This is a genomic window from Verrucosispora sp. WMMD703 (assembly GCF_049178935.1).
Taxonomy (GTDB): Bacteria; Actinomycetota; Actinomycetes; order Mycobacteriales; family Micromonosporaceae; genus Micromonospora; species Micromonospora sediminimaris.
On record NZ_JBMHMM010000004.1, the window covers coordinates 3,323,938 to 3,339,947 of the forward strand.

Consider the following 16,010-nt stretch of genomic DNA (forward strand, 5'->3'; position numbering starts at 1 on the left):
TACCAGGCGCCCGGCGACGGCGGCGATCTGCGGTGGACCATCGCCACCACATGAACCCTTCGCACATCACGTCCGACACGCGCGTCGTCGCGACCGGACCCGGTCGCGACGACGCACCTGCGGTGACGTCCCGGATATGGAGGAACGGCAATGAGAAACAGGGCATTGACGAGCGTGGGGCTGACGCTGCTGCTCGGCGTGTCGGCCTCCCTGGCGGCCTGCGGTGACGGCGCGGCCGACGGGACCGGATCGGGCAGCTCGCAGGTCATCGGGGTTGACTACCCCCGCTCCGACACGGACTTCTGGAACTCCTACATCAAGTACGTCCCGCAGTTCGCCGACGAGTTGGGCGTCGAGGTCAAGACGACGAACTCGCAGAACGACATCGCCAACCTGATCTCGAACACCCAGACCTTCATCAGCCAGGGCGTCAAGGGTGTGGTGATGGCGCCGCAGGACACCGCCGCCATCGCGCCGACCCTGTCCCAACTGGACAGCAAGAAGATCCCGGTGGTCACCATCGACACCCGGCCGGACACCGGCAACGTGTTCATGGTCGTCCGAGCAGACAACCGCGCCTACGGCATCAAGGCGTGTCAGTTCCTCGGCACCAAACTCGGGGGCAAGGGCAAGGTCGTGATGCTCCAGGGGGGCCTCGACTCGATCAACGGTCGGGACCGTACCGAGGCGTTCAACGAGTGCATGCAGCAACAGTTCCCCGACATCACCGTCTTCGGCGAGGCCACCGACTGGAAGGCCGACGTGGCGGCGTCGAAGCTCCAGACCCGCTTCGCGTCGGACCCGGACATCAAGGGCATCTACATGCAGTCCTCGTTCGCCCTGTCCGGGACCCTTCAGATCCTCAAGCAGCGCGGTCTCCAGGTACCGCCGAGCGATGCGAAGCACGTCTTCGTGGTCTCCAACGACGGCATTCCCGAGGAGCTGAAGAACATCGGCGAAGGGCTGATCGACGCCACGGTCAGCCAGCCGGCCGACCTCTACGCCAAGTACGGCCTGGAGTACGTGCAGGCGGCGATCGAGGGCAAGACGTTCCAGCCTGGCCCGACCGAGCACGGCAGCAACATCATCCAGGTGCGCGACGGCCTGCTGGAGGACCAACTGCCGGCGCCACTGGTGACGCTTGACGGTGCGCCGATCGCGGGGGAACCCACCCTCAAGTTCGACGACCCGTCCCTGTGGGGCAACAACGCATGAGCGTCACCCCGAGTGGGTCGGCCGACGGGCTGGGCGATGCCGGCCAGCCCGTCGTCGAGGCCGTGCGCATCACCAAACGATTCGGGTCGACGGTGGCGCTGGCCGACGCGGGGATCGTGGTGCGTCGCGGCGAGACCCACGCCCTGGTCGGGCGCAACGGCGCCGGCAAGTCCACACTGGTCAGCATTCTCACCGGCTTGCAGGCGGCCGACGACGGAGCGGTGGCCTTCGACGGGCGTCCGGCGCCGCCGCTCGGCGACCGCGACGCCTGGCGCAAGCAGGTGGCCTGCGTCTACCAGAAGTCCACGATCATCGGCACGCTCACCGTGGCGGAGAACCTCTTCCTCAACCGGCACGCCCGCGGTCGGGCCGGGTTGATCCGCTGGTCGCGGCTGCGCCGCGCGGCCGAGCAGTTGCTGGCGGAGTGGTCGGTGGAGGTCGACGTGCGCCAGCCCGCGTCGACGCTCTCCGTCGAGCAGCGGCAGTTCGTCGAGATCGCCCGGGCGCTCTCCTTCGGCGCTCGGTTCATCATCCTCGACGAGCCGACCGCCCAGCTCGACGGGGCTGGCATCAATCGGCTGTTCACCCGGATCCGGCAGCTGCGGGCGCAGGGCGTGACCTTCCTGTTCATCAGCCATCACCTACAGGAGATCTACGAGATCTGCGACCAGGTGACGGTCTTCCGCGATGCCCGGCACATCGTCACCGCCCCGGTGGCGCAGCTGAGCCGACCCGCACTGGTGGCCGCGATGACCGGCGAGGACGTGACCATGCCCGAGGCCGACCACCGGCCGCTGCTCGCCGACGCGCCGGTGCTGCTCGCCGTACGCGATCTGGTCACCACCTCCGGCGCCGAGCTGTCCGTCGAGGTCCAAGCGGGCGAGGTGGTCGGCATCGCGGGCGGCGGTGGCAGCGGCAAGGTCGAGGTGGCCGAAGCGATCGTCGGCCTGGCCCGGCCAGCGGACGGGACGGTCGTTGTCGACGGGCGTGCGCTGCGGCCCGGCAGCGTGCCCGACGCCCTCGACGCGGGTGTCGGGCTGGTGCCGCAGGACCGGCACCGCGAAGGGCTGGTGCCACTGCTGTCCATCGCCGAGAACGTCACCATGACCGTGCCGCATCGGATCGGCCGGCGGGGCCTCATCTCGCCGGCCCGGCGTGACGCCCTGGCCCGGGACACCATCACCGAACTGGCGATCAAGGCCGCCGGGCCGCAGGTGCCGGTCTCCGAGCTGTCCGGGGGCAACCAGCAGAAAGTGGTCATGGGTCGGGCACTGGCCAGCGATCCGAAGCTGCTGGTGCTGATCACCCCGACCGCCGGGGTGGACGTGCGCTCCAAACAGACCCTGCTCGGTGTCGTCGAGGAGGTACGCCGTCGCGGTACCAGCGTGCTTGTCGTCTCCGACGAACTCGACGACCTACGGATCTGTGATCGCGTACTGGTGATGTTCCAGGGGCGGGTGGTCCGCGAGCTGGCCCACGGCTGGAGCGACAACGAGCTGGTAGCCGCCATGGAAGGGGTGGATCTCCACCATGTCTGAGACGCTCTCCACCACCGCGCGGCCGGCCGAAACGCCACTACCACCCCGGGCCGCCGCATCACGGAGCCTGGCCATCGCCCGGCTACGGGACCTGGCGCTGGTGCCGGCGATCATCGCGGTCGCGATCGTCGGGTCCGTCGTCAGCCCGGTCTTCCTCAGCCCCGACAACATCATCAACGTGCTGCAGAGCATGTCGGAGATCGCGATCGTGGTCCTCGCCCAGACCATCGTGCTGATCACCGGCAAGATGGACCTGTCGCTGGAGTCCACCTTCGGCCTGGCCCCGGGTATCGCCGCCTGGCTGGTGGTGGATCCCGCGTTGACCCGGGGTCTCGGCCTCGACGTGCTACCGGACGCCTGGGCGGTCCCGGTCGTGCTGCTCGTCGGCGCTCTCGTCGGCGCCTTCAACGGGCTGCTCATCGTCCGCTTCGGCCTCAACGGCTTCGTCGTCACGCTGGGCATGCTGATCGTCCTGCGCGGCCTGCTCACCGGGATTTCCGGTGGTCAGACCTTCTTCATGCTGCCCGAGTCGATGACCTATCTCGGCTCCGCCACCTGGGTCGGCGTACCGGCCTCGATCTGGCTGTCGCTGCTGCTGTTCGCCGCCGGGATCGTCGTTCTCGGTTACACCCGGGCGGGTCGGGCGTTGTACGCGATCGGCGGCAACGCCGACGCGGCCCGGGCGGCGGGTATCCGTACCGACCGGGTGCTCTGGTTGACGCTCATCGTGGCCAGTGTGCTCGCGGCGCTCGCCGGTCTGCTGATCAGCGGCCGGCTTGCGGCGGTGCCGTCGGCCCAGGGCAGCGGCGCCATCTTCCAGGTCTTCGCGGCGGCGGTGATCGGCGGCGTCAGCCTCAACGGCGGTAAGGGCAGCGTCTTCGGCGCCTTTACCGGCGTCCTGCTGCTGTTCATGATCATAAATGTGTTGACCCTGGCCGGGGTGCCTGCGCAGTGGACGAACTTCCTCAACGGCACCGTCATCCTGGTGGCCCTGGTGGTCTCCCGCATCACCGGAGGCAAGGCGCAGACGTGAGGCGGCCCGCCCGTCGGCCGGGCCCAACGCGAGGCAGGCAACCAGGCCCACCTGCTCGACCCTCAGGAGTTACTGGTGAGTGAGCGCATCTCGTCCGTAGAGACCATCGACGTACGGTTCCCCACCTCCCGGCATCGCGACGGGTCGGACGCGATGAACCCGTTCCCCGACTACTCCGCCGCGTACGTGGTGCTGCGCACCTCGGCCGATGCCGAGGGACACGGGCTGGTCTTCACCGTGGGCCGGGGCACCGACCTCCAGGTCGCGGCGGTGCAGGCACTCGCCCCGATGGTGGTCGGCCAGCCGGTCGACGAGCTGGTCGCCGATCCGGGGGCACTGGCCCGCCGGCTCGTCGGCGACAGCCAGATCCGCTGGCTCGGGCCGGAGAAGGGGGTCGTGCACATGGCCGCCGGCGGTCTGGTCAACGCGGTGTGGGACCTCGCGGCCCGGCGGGCGGAGAAGCCACTGTGGCAGCTGCTCGCCAACCTCACCCCGGAGCAACTGGTCGCCCAGGTCGACTTCCGCTACCTGCGCGACGCCCTCACCGAGGACGAGGCGGCGGCGTTGCTGCGAGCCGCCGAGGGTGGGCGGGCCGAGCGCGAGCGGCGGCTACGGGCCGAAGGCTACCCGGCGTACACCACCACCCCCGGCTGGCTGGGCTACGACGACGAGAAGCTGGCCCGGCTCTGCCGGGAGGCGGTCGCGGCCGGCTACCGGCTGATCAAGCTCAAGGTGGGCGGGAACCTGACCGACGACATCCGCCGGATGGGCATCGCGCGACGGGCCGTCGGCCCGGACATCCGGATCGCTGTCGACGCGAACCAGATCTGGGGTGTGCCCGAGGCGATCCGCTGGATGCGGGAGCTGGCCGAGTTCGACCCGTACTGGATCGAGGAGCCGACATCGCCGGACGACGTGCTCGGGCACGGTGCCGTCCGCAAGGCGCTCGCCCCGGTCAAGGTGGCCACCGGCGAGCACGTGCACAACGCGGTCATGTTCAAGCAGCTGCTCCAGGCCGACGCCGTCGACGTGGTGCAGATCGACGCCTGCCGGGTGGCCGGTGTCAACGAGAACCTGGCGATCCTGCTGCTCGCCGCGAAGTTCGGGGTGCCGGTCTGCCCGCACGCCGGGGGAGTGGGACTGTGCGAGCTGGTGCAGCACCTGGCCATGTTCGACTTCGTCGCGCTCAGCGGCAGCACCGAGAACCGGGCCATCGAGTACGTCGATCACCTGCACGAGCACTTCGTCGATCCGGTACGCGTCAATGGCGGACGTTACCTCGCGCCCGACGCGCCCGGCATGAGCGCCCGGATCCTGCCCGACTCGTTGGCGCAGTACCGCTTCCCGGGCGGCCCGGCGTGGGCGGACGCGTCGGTCATGGCGGGAGCACGGCAGACATGATCAGTGTTGCGGCCGGGCGGTACGGCACCGTACTGGTGCGGGGCGGCCGCTGCCGTCCCGACGAGGCCGCCGAGTTCCTCGGCCACGCCGCCGTCCGGCGTGGGTCGTCTGATGTCTGGCTCGACTCAGTCGGTCCGCCCCATCCGATCCGGCTGACCGCGGGTCCTCGGACACCGCCGACAAAGCAGACCCGGCGGGGCGTGCCGGCGGCCGGCCTCCGCCCCGGTCCGGACGACCGTCGGAGCGATTCCGACAGACCCCCGGTCCGCGCCGGGCGGTGTCTACCCGTCTGCCGACGTCGCGGCGAGCACGGTGCGCAGCCACGCCTCGGAGGTGTTGACGTGCAGCAGGGCGCTGGCCTGTGCCAGCAACTGGTCACGCGTGCGCAGCGCGAGGTAGATCGTGTGGTGCTCCTCGATGGTCTGGTGCGCCGCGTTGCCCTCTATCAACCCGCGCCACACCCGGGCCCGCAGCGTACGGCCGGAGAGCCCGTCCAGCAGCGAGGTGAGGGTCTCGTTGCCGGTCGTGGCGACGACGGTGTGGTGGAAGGCGGTGTCGAACTGGATCAGCTTCTCGGCGTCGTCGGCCGCCGCGCGCATGTCCTCCAGGATCCGGCCAAGCTCGTCGAGGTCGGCGTCGGTCATCCGCAACGCCGCCAGGCCGGTCGCCATCGGCTCCAGCATCCGGCGTACCTCCATGACCTCCAGGAGGGTGTCGTCACGCAGCAACTCCACCGCGACGCCGAGCCCTTGCAGCAACAGCCGGGGGGCGAGGCTTGTCACGTACGTCCCGTCGCCGCGTCGCACGTCGAGCACCCGAGCCGATTCGAGCACCTTCACCGCTTCCCGGACGCCACTTCGGGAGAGCCCCATCTGGGCGGCCAGTTGCGGCTCCGGTGGCAATCGCGTCCCCGGGGGCAGCTCACCGCTCTGGATCATGCTCCGGATCTTCGCGATCGCGTCGTCGGTAAGTGCCATGCGCGCCCCCTTCGGACAGGTCAGCCGGACGCCGGCCTGCACCCGATGCCCGTGAGGGGCGCCGGCGACCCCCACCACTATAGAGACATCGGACGTTTGTCGGCGACGCTGCTCGCTCGCGGTGCGGCTGCCGGGACCAGGATCAACCGACCTCGCCGGAGGATGTGACGTGCGACGCTACGGCATGGTGATCCGGCTCAGGCCGGAGCACCGGGAAACCTACCTGCGGCTGCACGCCGCGGTCTGGCCCGCTGTCGAGCAGACGCTGCGCGAGGGGAACATCCGCAACTTCACCATCTTTCTCCACGGCGACCTGTTGTTCGGCTACTACGAGTACGTCGGCGACGATCATGACGCGGACCAGCGTCGGATGGCCGACGACCCGCAGACGCAGGCGTGGTGGAAGCTGACCGACCCCTGCCAGGAGTCTCTCGCCGAACCCGGATCGGGGCACTGGTGGGCCCCGATGCAGGAGATCTGGCACCTGACCGAGGAGGTGCCCTGACCTGTCCGACCGGAACCCCTGACTGGTGGGCGGCTGTCCTGCGCACCGTGTCGCCTGAGCGCGTCGCGACGGACCGGCGCTGACACCGATCCGACCCGGCAGCTCATCTGATGAATATGGTTAGTCGAGCTTCCCGCTCGGTGCGTGCTCCGGTCTACCCGGGCGGCCGACGGGAGCGGGATCATCCTGCCTCCAGGCCATAGAACACCTGGTGGAAGCGGCATCGACCGCTTGGTGAACGCGTCGTTCCGATGCCTGGATCGACCGTTGCCTATCGGCTTGCTCGGCGGTAACCTACGCGAAACACATCAGACGTCTGGGCCGTTCTGGGTCTGCCGGCGATCAGTGAGGCTTCGCATGGCCGGATCGGTCTCGGTTGGAGGATCGATGTCAGACCTGACTCGACGGCAGGCCCTCAAGATCGGTGCGGCGGGTGCGGGTGGAGCCCTGCTGCCGCTGCCGTGGACCGCCGCGGCCCGTGCGGACTCGGCGGCACCGCCACAGGTGTTGGCCGCCGGTGACCTGGCGCTCTGGTACGACGAGGCCGCCGGCACCGACTGGTTGCGGGCGCTGCCGATCGGCAACGGCCGGCTCGGCGCCATGGTCTTCGGCAACGTCGACGCGGAGCGGTTACAGCTCAACGAGGACACCATCTGGGCCGGCGGACCGCATGACCCGAGCAACCCCCGTGGCCTGGGCGCGCTGGCCGAGATCCGGCGTCTCGTCTTCGCCAATCAGTGGACCCAGGCTCAGAACCTGATCAATCAGACGATGCTCGGCAACCCGGTCGGACAGTTGGCGTACCAGACCGTCGGCAACCTCCGGCTGGCCTTCCCGACCTCCGGCGGGGCGTCGCAGTACAACCGACAGCTGGACCTCACCACCGCGACGACAAGCGTGTCGTACGTGATGAACGGCGTGCGGTACCAGCGGGAGACGTTCGCCAGCGCGCCGGACCAGGTCATCGCGATGCGGCTGACCGCCGACCGGGCCAGCTCGATCACCTTCACCGCCACTTTCGACAGTCCGCAGCGGACCTCCGCCTCCAGCCCGGACGGCGGCACGATCGCCCTTGACGGGGTCTCCGGCAATCAGGAGGGCGTCAACGGTGCGGTGCGTTTCCTGGCGCTGGCCAACGCCACGGTCAGCGGCGGCACCGTGAGCAGTTCCGGTGGCACGTTGCGGGTCACCGGCGCCACAAGCGTGACCCTGCTGGTCTCGATCGGTTCCAGCTACGTCAACTACCGCAACGTCGGCGGCGACTACCAGGGCATCGCGCGGCGCCACCTCACCGCCGCCCGGGCCAGCAGCTACGACCAGTTGCGCGCTCGGCACGTCGCCGACTACCAGGCGCTGTTCGGTCGGGTCAGCCTCGACCTGGGCCGAACCTCCGCCGCGGACCAGCCGACCGACGTGCGGATCGCGCAGCACAACAGCGTCAACGATCCGCAGTTCTCCGCGCTGCTGTTCCAGTTCGGTAGGTACCTGCTGATCTCGTCCTCCCGGCCGGGCACCCAGCCGGCCAATCTCCAGGGCATCTGGAACGATTCCCTCACGCCGGCCTGGGACTCGAAGTACACGATCAACGCCAACCTGCCGATGAACTACTGGCCGGCCAACACCACGAACCTCTCCGAGTGCCACGCACCGGTCTTCGACATGGTCAGGGATCTCGCGGTGGCCGGGGCCCGCACCGCCCAGGTGCAGTACGGCGCGGGCGGCTGGGTCACCCACCACAACACCGACGCCTGGCGCGCCACCTCGGTGGTCGACGGTGCCTTCTGGGGCATGTGGCAGACCGGCGGCGCCTGGCTGGCCACCCTGATCTGGGACCACTACCTGTTCACCGGGGACGTCGAGTTCCTCCGGGCGAACTACCCGGCGATGAAGGGTGCGGCGCAGTTCTTCCTCGACACCCTGGTGACCGAGCCGAGCCTCGGCTACCTGGTGACCAACCCGTCGAACTCGCCGGAGATCGGTCACCACGCCGACGCCAGCGTGTGCGCCGGGCCCACGATGGACAACCAGATCCTGCGGGACCTCTTCGACGGGTGCGCCCGAGCCAGCGAGATCCTCAACACCGACGCCACCTTCCGGGCGCAGGTCCGGGCCACCCGGGACCGGCTCGCGCCGAACCGCATCGGGTCGCGCGGCAACATCATGGAGTGGCTGTACGACTGGGTCGAGACCGAGCGGAACCACCGGCACATCTCGCACCTCTACGGGCTGGCGCCCAGCAACCAGATCACCCGGCGAGGCACCCCACAACTCTTCGAGGCGGCCCGGCGCACCCTGGAGATCCGGGGTGACGACGGCACCGGCTGGTCGCTCGCCTGGAAAATCAACTTCTGGGCCCGGATGGAGGAAGGCAACCGCGCCCATGACCTGATCCGCTTCCTCGCCACCCCGGCCCGGCTCGCGCCGAACATGTTCGACCTGCACCCGCCGTTCCAGATCGACGGCAACTTCGGCGCCACCGCCGGCATCGCCGAGATGTTGCTGCACAGCCACGTCGGTGAGCTGCACATCCTGCCGGCCCTGCCGGCGGCCTGGCCCAGCGGACGGGTCAGCGGACTGCGCGGTCGGGGCGGTCACACCGTCGGCATCACCTGGAGCAACGGCCAGGCCACCGAGATCCTCGTCCGGCCGGACCGGGCCGGCACCGTCCGGCTGCGGGGCCGGATGTTCACCGGCGACCACACCGTTGTCGATGCCGCTGACGGCACCCCGGCCCGGACCACGAAGGTCGAGAACGACCTGATCGAGGTCACCGTCGAGGCGGGGCGCACCTACCGGGCCACCGGCTCCGGCGGCACGCCCACCGCACCGCCGCTGGAGCAGAGCTTCACAAACGTCAGCACCACAAACGACAACAACACCGGCGCCGGCAACTTCGACGGCAATGGCGCCACCCTCTCCGCGCAGGCCCTGGCCCAGGCCGGGGTGACGCCGGGCAGCACGGTGAGCCGCAACGGGGTCACCTTCCGCTGGCCCAACGTCGCGCCGGGCGGCGCGGACAACGCCATCGCCTCCGGGCAGTCGATCGGGCTGACCGGCACGGGCCGTACGCTCGGGTTCCTCGCGACCGGCACCTACGGGGCCGTGTCGGGCACGGCCGCGGTGGTCTACGCCGACGGCACCCGGCAGACGTTCACGCTGAGCACCCCCGACTGGTACGGCGGCCCCCACGCCGGTGGCACTGCCGCCGTCGTGATGGCGTACCAGAACCGGCCCGGCAACCAGCGGCACAACACCACCGCTTGCGTCTACTACGTCGGGGTGGGGTTGCAGAACAAGCCGGTGGCCCGGGTGGAACTGCCGAACATCAGCGCACGTCCGGCGGCCAACGTACCGACCATGCACATCTTCGCCATCGCGATCGGCAGCTGACGGCCGAGGGCGGGTCTCCGACTCGCCGCCGGGCGGCAACAGATCGGGCTCGCCGGCCGCGACGGGATGTCGCGGCCGGCGAGCCCGGTGTGCTCAGTACCGGCCGGCACTCACTTTCGTTGGGCCAGCAGCCACTGCAGGATGCTCTGGTCGTCGTACGTCGGACCGTAGGCCGCGTGGTAGTCGGGCAGCGTGAACGCCTCGTTGTCGTACTCGGTGTAGTGCAGCAACTCGGCGATCTGCTCGGGCGTCTTGCCCTGCGCCTCGTACGCCGATCGCAGCGCCGCCCGCGAGTTGCGGGCCAGCGAGATGTTCAGCAGGTGGTCGTTGACGCCGTGGGTGATCCACAGCGGGATCTCGGCGGCGGCGATGGCCTCCGCCTGGCTGGTGCTCACCTGGAACCCGCCGGTGACCAGGCCGGCGGTGAACAGGTCGGGGCGCTTGGCGTACGCCTCCCACAACAGCCGCGAGCCGTACGAGACCGTGGTGGCGTACACCCGCTCGGTGTCCACCGCGTGGTCCTTGCTGAACTGCTCCACCAGCTTGACCAGCAGCTCCGCCTCGGCCACGTCGCCCACCCGCTGGTTCTGCGGGGCGAGCACGATGACGTCCTCACGGCTGCCGGTGACGCTCGGCTGGAGCCAGGCCGTCGCCGGGATGTCGGCGGCGATCTGTACGCCCGTGTTGTCGCCGTCCCAGCCCATGCCGTGCCCGGGCAGAACGACCATCAGCGGGTACTTCCGGCCGGGCTGGTAGTTCTTCGGCAGGTGGTAGTGGTACGGCAGCACCATGCCGCCACTGAGGTACGAGCCGTAACGGAACTCGTCGACAAGCAGGTTCACCGGTGCCTCCGTGACACCGTGCGAGGTACGCGGCGCTCCCTTGGCCAGCACCGGCCCGGCGCCCTTGCCCTTGCCCGGCTGGGCGTGCACGTCCTTGCGCTGGGTCACCCGGGTCGGCAGCTCAGGGTTCACCTTCACCGTGCACAGGAACGTCGGGCACTTGGAGACGATGACCGTCCAGCCGGCGTTCTGGTCCGGGTCCAACTCGACGATGACGAACCGGCCCGGTACGGACCGGCGGTCGGCGCGGACGGTGGCGCTGCTGTTGGTGTAGGTGTGGGTGATCTTCCGCTCGGTCAGCTTGGGCAGATCCTCGATCGGGTTGAAGCGGAAGTTGTAGCTGGTGTCGGAGACCGCGAAGGTCGAGTTGTCGAGCTTGCGGGGGTTGACCGTCGCACCGTACTCGACGGCGACGGCGGAGACCTTCTGGCCGTAGGTGTAGACCGTGGTGATGGGGGTGACGCTACGGATGCCACCGGTGCCGCCGCCGTTTTCCCTGGTCGCGGCATAGGCAGCCGTGCCGGACGTGGCCAGCAGCAGCACCGCGGCGACGGAGACGAGCGTCCTGCGCAGTCTCATCGGCCCTCCTCGTTGGACGCGTCCGTCTGGTCCGGCTTCGCGCCGGAGCGGCTCTGTCGAGCTCCGAATCAGCGGGCGCTAAACTGATTTAGCAGAGCATCGGCGTCGGTCGGGTCGATGTCAAGGCCGCCTTTGGTGACGGGGTCGAAACCGACTGTTCACATCTTCGGGAGAATCGCCGGCTCGCCGCCGGTCCACCCGGCGGCCACGGTCGGGTGTGGACGGCACTCGGCCCTGGGGTTTTCGCCACCCCGGGCTTGCCGTATTCTCTGACGTCGATGACCGCCGTCCGGTAGGTCCGCGCGACGCCCTGGTCGCACCTCGTGATCGCCGCCCTGACCTGCGGCGATTCGGCCGGATGGGGGAGCGGGGCGTTCGTTACGAGACCGTGACCGCAGTATTTCCAACCAGGTGTTGACCTAGGCATTGTGAGCGCTAACACTTGGGCCCCAAGTGCGACCCGCGCAGCCGGTGCGACGGCGCGAGTTCCAGATTGGGGAAGCCAGTGAACAGAAGAGTCCTGGCCGCTCTCGGTAGCGCCGCCCTGGCGCTGAGCATGGCGGCCTGTAGCGGCGACGGCGCCGGCAGCGGCGGAAACGACAGCGACCAGCCCGGCGACCTGACCATCGGCGTTTCGATGCCGACCCAGACCTCCGAGCGGTGGATCGCGGACGGCAACTCGGTCAAGGAGAAGCTCGAAGCCAAGGGCTACCAGGTCGACCTCCAGTACGCCGGTGACGACATCCCCACCCAGTCCCAGCAGGTCGACCAGATGATCACTCGGGGTGCCGACGTGCTCATCATCGCGGCGATCGACGGCACGGCGCTGAGCGGGCAGTTGCAGGCGGCGGCCGACGCCGACATCCCGGTGATCGCCTATGACCGGCTCATCCGGGACAGCCCGAACGTCGACTTCTACGTCAGCTTCGACAACTACAAGGTCGGTGTCGCCCAGGCGACCGCACTGCTGGTCGGTCTCGGCGTGCAGACCAAGGACGGCGCGCGGGGCGAGGCGAAGGGCCCGTTCAACATCGAGCTGTTCGCCGGATCGCTCGACGACAACAACGCCCACTTCTTCTTCGACGGGGCGATGGACACCCTCAAGCCGTTCATCGACGACGGCACCCTGAAGGTGACCTCCGGGCAGACCAACATCGAACAGGTGGCGATCCTGCGCTGGCAGCAGGAGGCCGCGCAGAAGCGGATGGAGGACCTGCTCACCTCCAGCTACACCGGCGGCACCAAGGTCGACGGCGTGCTGTCGCCGTACGACGGGTTGTCGCGGGGCATCATCACCGCCCTGCAGAACGCCGGCTACAAGGGGGCGGACTTCCCCGTGGTGACCGGCCAGGACGCCGAGATCGCCTCGGTGAAGCTGATCGACGACGGGGTGCAGAGCTCCACCATCTTCAAGGACACCCGGCTGCTGGCCGAGCAGGCCGTCGTCGCCGCTGAGGCGTTCCTGACCGACAAGGCGCCGGAGGCCAACGACACCGAGACGTACAACAACGGTGTCAAGGTCGTTCCGTCGTACCTGCTGCCGGTCCAGACGGTGTTCAAGGACGACATCAAGCCGGTCCTGATCGACTCGGGCTACTTCACCGCCGAGGAGGTCGCCGCCGGCCAGGCCGGCTGACGGCACCGCCGGGCTCGGCGGCGCTACCGCGGCCGAGCCCGGCACCACCCCTGACACCCACGACGATCTGGAGGCTCAGGATGGTGAGCACCGACGACAACATCCTCGAGATGCGTCGCATCACCAAGACCTTCCCGGGCGTGGCCGCGCTCCAGGACGTCACACTCGCCGTACGCCGTGGGGAAATCCACGCCATCTGCGGTGAGAACGGCGCCGGCAAGTCCACCCTGATGAAGGTGCTCTCGGGGGTCTACCCGTCCGGCAGCTACGACGGCGAGATCCTCCTCGACGGCGAACCGGTGCACTTCCGCGGCATCCGCGACAGCGAGCAGCGGGGCATCGTCATCATTCACCAGGAACTCGCCCTGGTGCCGTACCTGTCGATCGCCGAGAACATCTTCCTCGGCAACGAGCAGCGCGGGCCCGGTGGTCTGATCGACTGGAACCGCAGCAACGCCGAGGCGGCGAAACTGCTCGCCTCGGTAGGGTTGGCGGAGAACCCGGTCACGCCGGTGGTGCAGCTCGGCGTGGGCAAGCAGCAACTCGTGGAGATCGCCAAGGCCATCTCCAAGAAGGTCCGACTGCTCATCCTCGACGAGCCGACCGCCGCGCTCAACGACGTCGACTCGGCCCACCTGCTCAACCTGATGCGACGCCTGCGCGACGAGGGCATCACCTGCATCATGATCTCGCACAAGCTCAACGAGATCACCTCGATCGCCGACTCCACCACGGTGCTGCGGGACGGGCGGACGGTGGAACGGCTCGAGATGGCCTCCGGCGAGATGACCCAGGAACGGATCATCCGGGGAATGGTCGGCCGCGACATCAACAGCTTCTACCCCGAGCGGGTCTCCACGCCGGGGGAGGAGGTGCTGCGCATCGAGGACTGGTCGGTGCGGCACCCGACCCAGGACCGCCTGGTCGTCGACGGCGCGAGCCTGAACGTGCGCGCCGGCGAGGTCGTCGGCATCGCCGGACTGATGGGCGCCGGTCGTACCGAACTGGCGATGAGTGTCTTCGGGCGCTCCTACGGTCGGGACATCACCGGTCGACTGTTCGTGCACGGCCGGGAGGTCAGGGCGCGCACCGTCGCGGAGGCGATCGGCAACGGCATCGCGTACGCGACGGAGGACCGCAAGCGCTTCGGCCTGAACCTCATCGAGGACATCCGGCGCAACGTCTCGGCGGCCGGGCTGCGCCGGCTCGCCCGGCTGGGCTGGGTGAACGACAACGAGGAGATCAAGGTCGCCGAGTCCAGTCGGCGCGACATGAACATCAAGGCGCCGAGCGTGATGTCGGTCGTGGGCAAGCTCTCCGGCGGCAACCAGCAGAAGGTCGTGCTGTCGAAGTGGCTGTTCACCGACCCGGAGGTGCTGATTTTGGACGAGCCGACCCGGGGGATCGACGTCGGGGCGAAGTTCGAGATCTACACGATCATCAACCGCTTGGTGGCCGACGGCAAGGCCGTCATCATGATCTCCTCGGAACTGCCGGAGCTGCTCGGCATGTGTGACCGCATCTACACGTTGTCGGCCGGGCGCATCACCGGCGAGGTGCCGGTCGCCGAGGCGACCCAGGAAAAGCTCATGGAACTCATGGCGAAGGACAAGGAAAGCGTCGGATGACCAGCACCAAGCCCTCCTCGACCGACCGGAAGTCGGCCGAGAGCGCCTCCGCCGCCGCACTGCACGTCGGCACCAGCGACCCACGTACGCTGATCCTGAACAATCTGCGGCAGAGCGGCATCTTCGTCGCTCTCGTCGTCATCGTCGCCCTGTTCGCGTTCCTGACCGACGGTCTCTCGCTGAGCCCGGGCAACATCACCAACATCGTCCTTCAGTATTCGTACATCCTGGTGCTCGCCATCGGCATGGTCATCGTGATCATCGGCGGGCACATCGATCTCTCGGTCGGTTCGGTGGTGGCGCTGACCGGCGCGGTCTCCGCAGTGGTCGTGATCCGGCAGGGACAACCATGGTGGGTCGGCGTGCTGGCCGCCCTGGCGGTGGGGCTCGCGGTCGGTGCCTGGCACGGCTTCTGGGTGGCGTACGTCGGCATCCCGGCCTTCATCGTGACCCTCGCCGGCATGCTGCTGTTCCGCGGCCTCACCCTGCGGGTGCTCGACAACATCTCGCTGTCGCCGTTCCCGGCCGAGTACAACCGGATCGCGGCCGGATTCCTCAACGGACTCATCGGTGGCGACGGCTACGACGCCTTCACCCTGCTCATCGGCGGCATCGCGGTGGCCGGGTACGTGGTGAGCGGCTTCCGTACCCGCGCGGCGCGCGTCCGTTACCAGCAGCCCGTCGAGTCCTTCGCGTTGTTCGTCGCCCGGCTGGCGCTTGTCGGTGCCGTGGTCATGTGGTTCGCCTGGCAACTGGCCCACGCCCGTGGCCTGCCGATCGTGCTGATCATCCTGGCCGCGCTGGTCCTCGTCTACGGGCTGCTCACCCGGCGTACGGTCTTCGGTCGGCAGGTCTACGCGATCGGCGGCAACCTGTCCGCGGCGATGCTGTCGGGCGTCAAGGTCCGCACGGTGAACTTCTGGATCTTCGTGAACATGGGTTTCCTGTCCGCGGTGGCCGGGATCATCTTCTCCTCCCGCTCCAACGGTGCGCAGCCGGCGGCGGGCAACATGTTCGAACTCGACGCGATCGCCGCCGCGTTCATCGGCGGTGCGGCGGTCACCGGCGGTGTCGGTACCGTCGTCGGCGCGATGGTGGGCGGGCTCATCATGGCGGTGATGAGCAACGGGATGCAGCTGATGGGTGTGGACCAGTCGTTGCAGTCGGTGGTCAAGGGCCTCGTGCTGCTGGTCGCCGTGGCCTTCGACGTCTACAACAAGCGCCGCGCCGGCGCGAGCCGCTGAGCGACCGCCAGCTTCGGGGCGC

The 16,010-nt window shown here is 68.9% G+C and carries 11 protein-coding genes; 9 read left to right on the top strand and 2 right to left on the bottom strand.

The window, feature by feature from the left end:
• Window positions 1-150 precede the first annotated feature (150 nt).
• From ACN26Z_RS15765 to ACN26Z_RS15780, 4 genes are all read left to right on the top strand, one after another.
• Window positions 151-1,215 (top strand): sugar ABC transporter substrate-binding protein, encoded by a 1,065-nt coding sequence (locus ACN26Z_RS15765; protein WP_421461943.1) that lies wholly within the window; start codon window positions 151-153, stop codon window positions 1,213-1,215.
• A complete protein-coding gene (locus tag ACN26Z_RS15770) occupies window positions 1,212-2,753 on the top strand; it encodes a sugar ABC transporter ATP-binding protein (RefSeq protein ID WP_282238630.1) in 1,542 nt (513 codons plus the stop codon). Before ACN26Z_RS15765 ends, ACN26Z_RS15770 begins: the two co-directional genes overlap by 4 nt.
• Entirely contained in the window at window positions 2,746-3,786 is a 1,041-nt protein-coding gene (locus ACN26Z_RS15775; RefSeq protein ID WP_421461946.1) for an ABC transporter permease, read from the top strand. Before ACN26Z_RS15770 ends, ACN26Z_RS15775 begins: the two co-directional genes overlap by 8 nt.
• Before the next feature lie 72 nt (window positions 3,787-3,858).
• Window positions 3,859-5,187, top strand: a complete 1,329-nt coding sequence (locus ACN26Z_RS15780; protein ID WP_421464658.1) for an enolase C-terminal domain-like protein — start codon at window positions 3,859-3,861, stop codon at window positions 5,185-5,187.
• A 281-nt stretch (window positions 5,188-5,468) separates the two neighbouring features.
• Here ACN26Z_RS15780 and ACN26Z_RS15785 read toward each other — a convergent pair whose 3' ends face one another.
• Window positions 5,469-6,164 (bottom strand): FadR/GntR family transcriptional regulator, encoded by a 696-nt coding sequence (locus ACN26Z_RS15785; protein WP_421461948.1) that lies wholly within the window; start codon window positions 6,162-6,164, stop codon window positions 5,469-5,471.
• A gap of 169 nt (window positions 6,165-6,333) precedes the next feature.
• Here ACN26Z_RS15785 and ACN26Z_RS15790 point away from each other — a divergent pair, with 169 nt between their 5' ends.
• Entirely contained in the window at window positions 6,334-6,669 is a 336-nt protein-coding gene (locus tag ACN26Z_RS15790; RefSeq protein ID WP_396886811.1) for an L-rhamnose mutarotase, read from the top strand.
• 387 nt (window positions 6,670-7,056) lie between these two features.
• Window positions 7,057-10,059 (top strand): glycoside hydrolase family 95 protein, encoded by a 3,003-nt coding sequence (locus ACN26Z_RS15795; RefSeq protein ID WP_421461950.1) that lies wholly within the window; start codon window positions 7,057-7,059, stop codon window positions 10,057-10,059.
• Window positions 10,060-10,169: 110 nt separating this feature from the next.
• Here the strand turns inward: ACN26Z_RS15795 and ACN26Z_RS15800 are convergent, their stop codons facing one another.
• On the bottom strand, window positions 10,170-11,480 hold the full coding sequence (locus tag ACN26Z_RS15800) for a hypothetical protein (protein WP_421461952.1): 1,311 nt from the start codon (window positions 11,478-11,480) through the stop codon (window positions 10,170-10,172).
• A 505-nt stretch (window positions 11,481-11,985) separates the two neighbouring features.
• Here ACN26Z_RS15800 and chvE point away from each other — a divergent pair.
• The 3 genes from chvE to mmsB all read left to right on the top strand — a co-directional run bounded on the left by chvE (window position 11,986) and on the right by mmsB (window position 15,988).
• Entirely contained in the window at window positions 11,986-13,116 is a 1,131-nt protein-coding gene (chvE, locus tag ACN26Z_RS15805; protein ID WP_093402207.1) for a multiple monosaccharide ABC transporter substrate-binding protein, read from the top strand.
• Window positions 13,117-13,196: 80 nt separating this feature from the next.
• Entirely contained in the window at window positions 13,197-14,744 is a 1,548-nt protein-coding gene (mmsA, locus tag ACN26Z_RS15810; protein WP_093402208.1) for a multiple monosaccharide ABC transporter ATP-binding protein, read from the top strand.
• Window positions 14,741-15,988, top strand: a complete 1,248-nt coding sequence (mmsB, locus tag ACN26Z_RS15815) for a multiple monosaccharide ABC transporter permease (protein ID WP_093402209.1) — start codon at window positions 14,741-14,743, stop codon at window positions 15,986-15,988. Before mmsA ends, mmsB begins: the two co-directional genes overlap by 4 nt.
• Window positions 15,989-16,010: the final 22 nt, after the last annotated feature.

Excerpts from the sequence above, each read along its gene's own strand:
- ACN26Z_RS15765 (WP_421461943.1), top strand. The coding sequence starts at position 151 with ATGAGAAACAGGGCATTGACGAGCGTGGGGCTGACGCTGCTGCTCGGC.
- ACN26Z_RS15770 (WP_282238630.1), top strand. The coding sequence starts at position 1,212 with ATGAGCGTCACCCCGAGTGGGTCGGCCGACGGGCTGGGCGATGCCGGC.
- ACN26Z_RS15775 (WP_421461946.1), top strand. The coding sequence starts at position 2,746 with ATGTCTGAGACGCTCTCCACCACCGCGCGGCCGGCCGAAACGCCACTA.
- ACN26Z_RS15785 (WP_421461948.1), bottom strand. The coding sequence starts at position 6,164 with ATGGCACTTACCGACGACGCGATCGCGAAGATCCGGAGCATGATCCAG.
- ACN26Z_RS15795 (WP_421461950.1), top strand. The coding sequence starts at position 7,057 with ATGTCAGACCTGACTCGACGGCAGGCCCTCAAGATCGGTGCGGCGGGT.
- ACN26Z_RS15800 (WP_421461952.1), bottom strand. The coding sequence starts at position 11,480 with ATGAGACTGCGCAGGACGCTCGTCTCCGTCGCCGCGGTGCTGCTGCTG.
- mmsA (WP_093402208.1), top strand. The coding sequence starts at position 13,197 with ATGGTGAGCACCGACGACAACATCCTCGAGATGCGTCGCATCACCAAG.
- mmsB (WP_093402209.1), top strand. The coding sequence starts at position 14,741 with ATGACCAGCACCAAGCCCTCCTCGACCGACCGGAAGTCGGCCGAGAGC.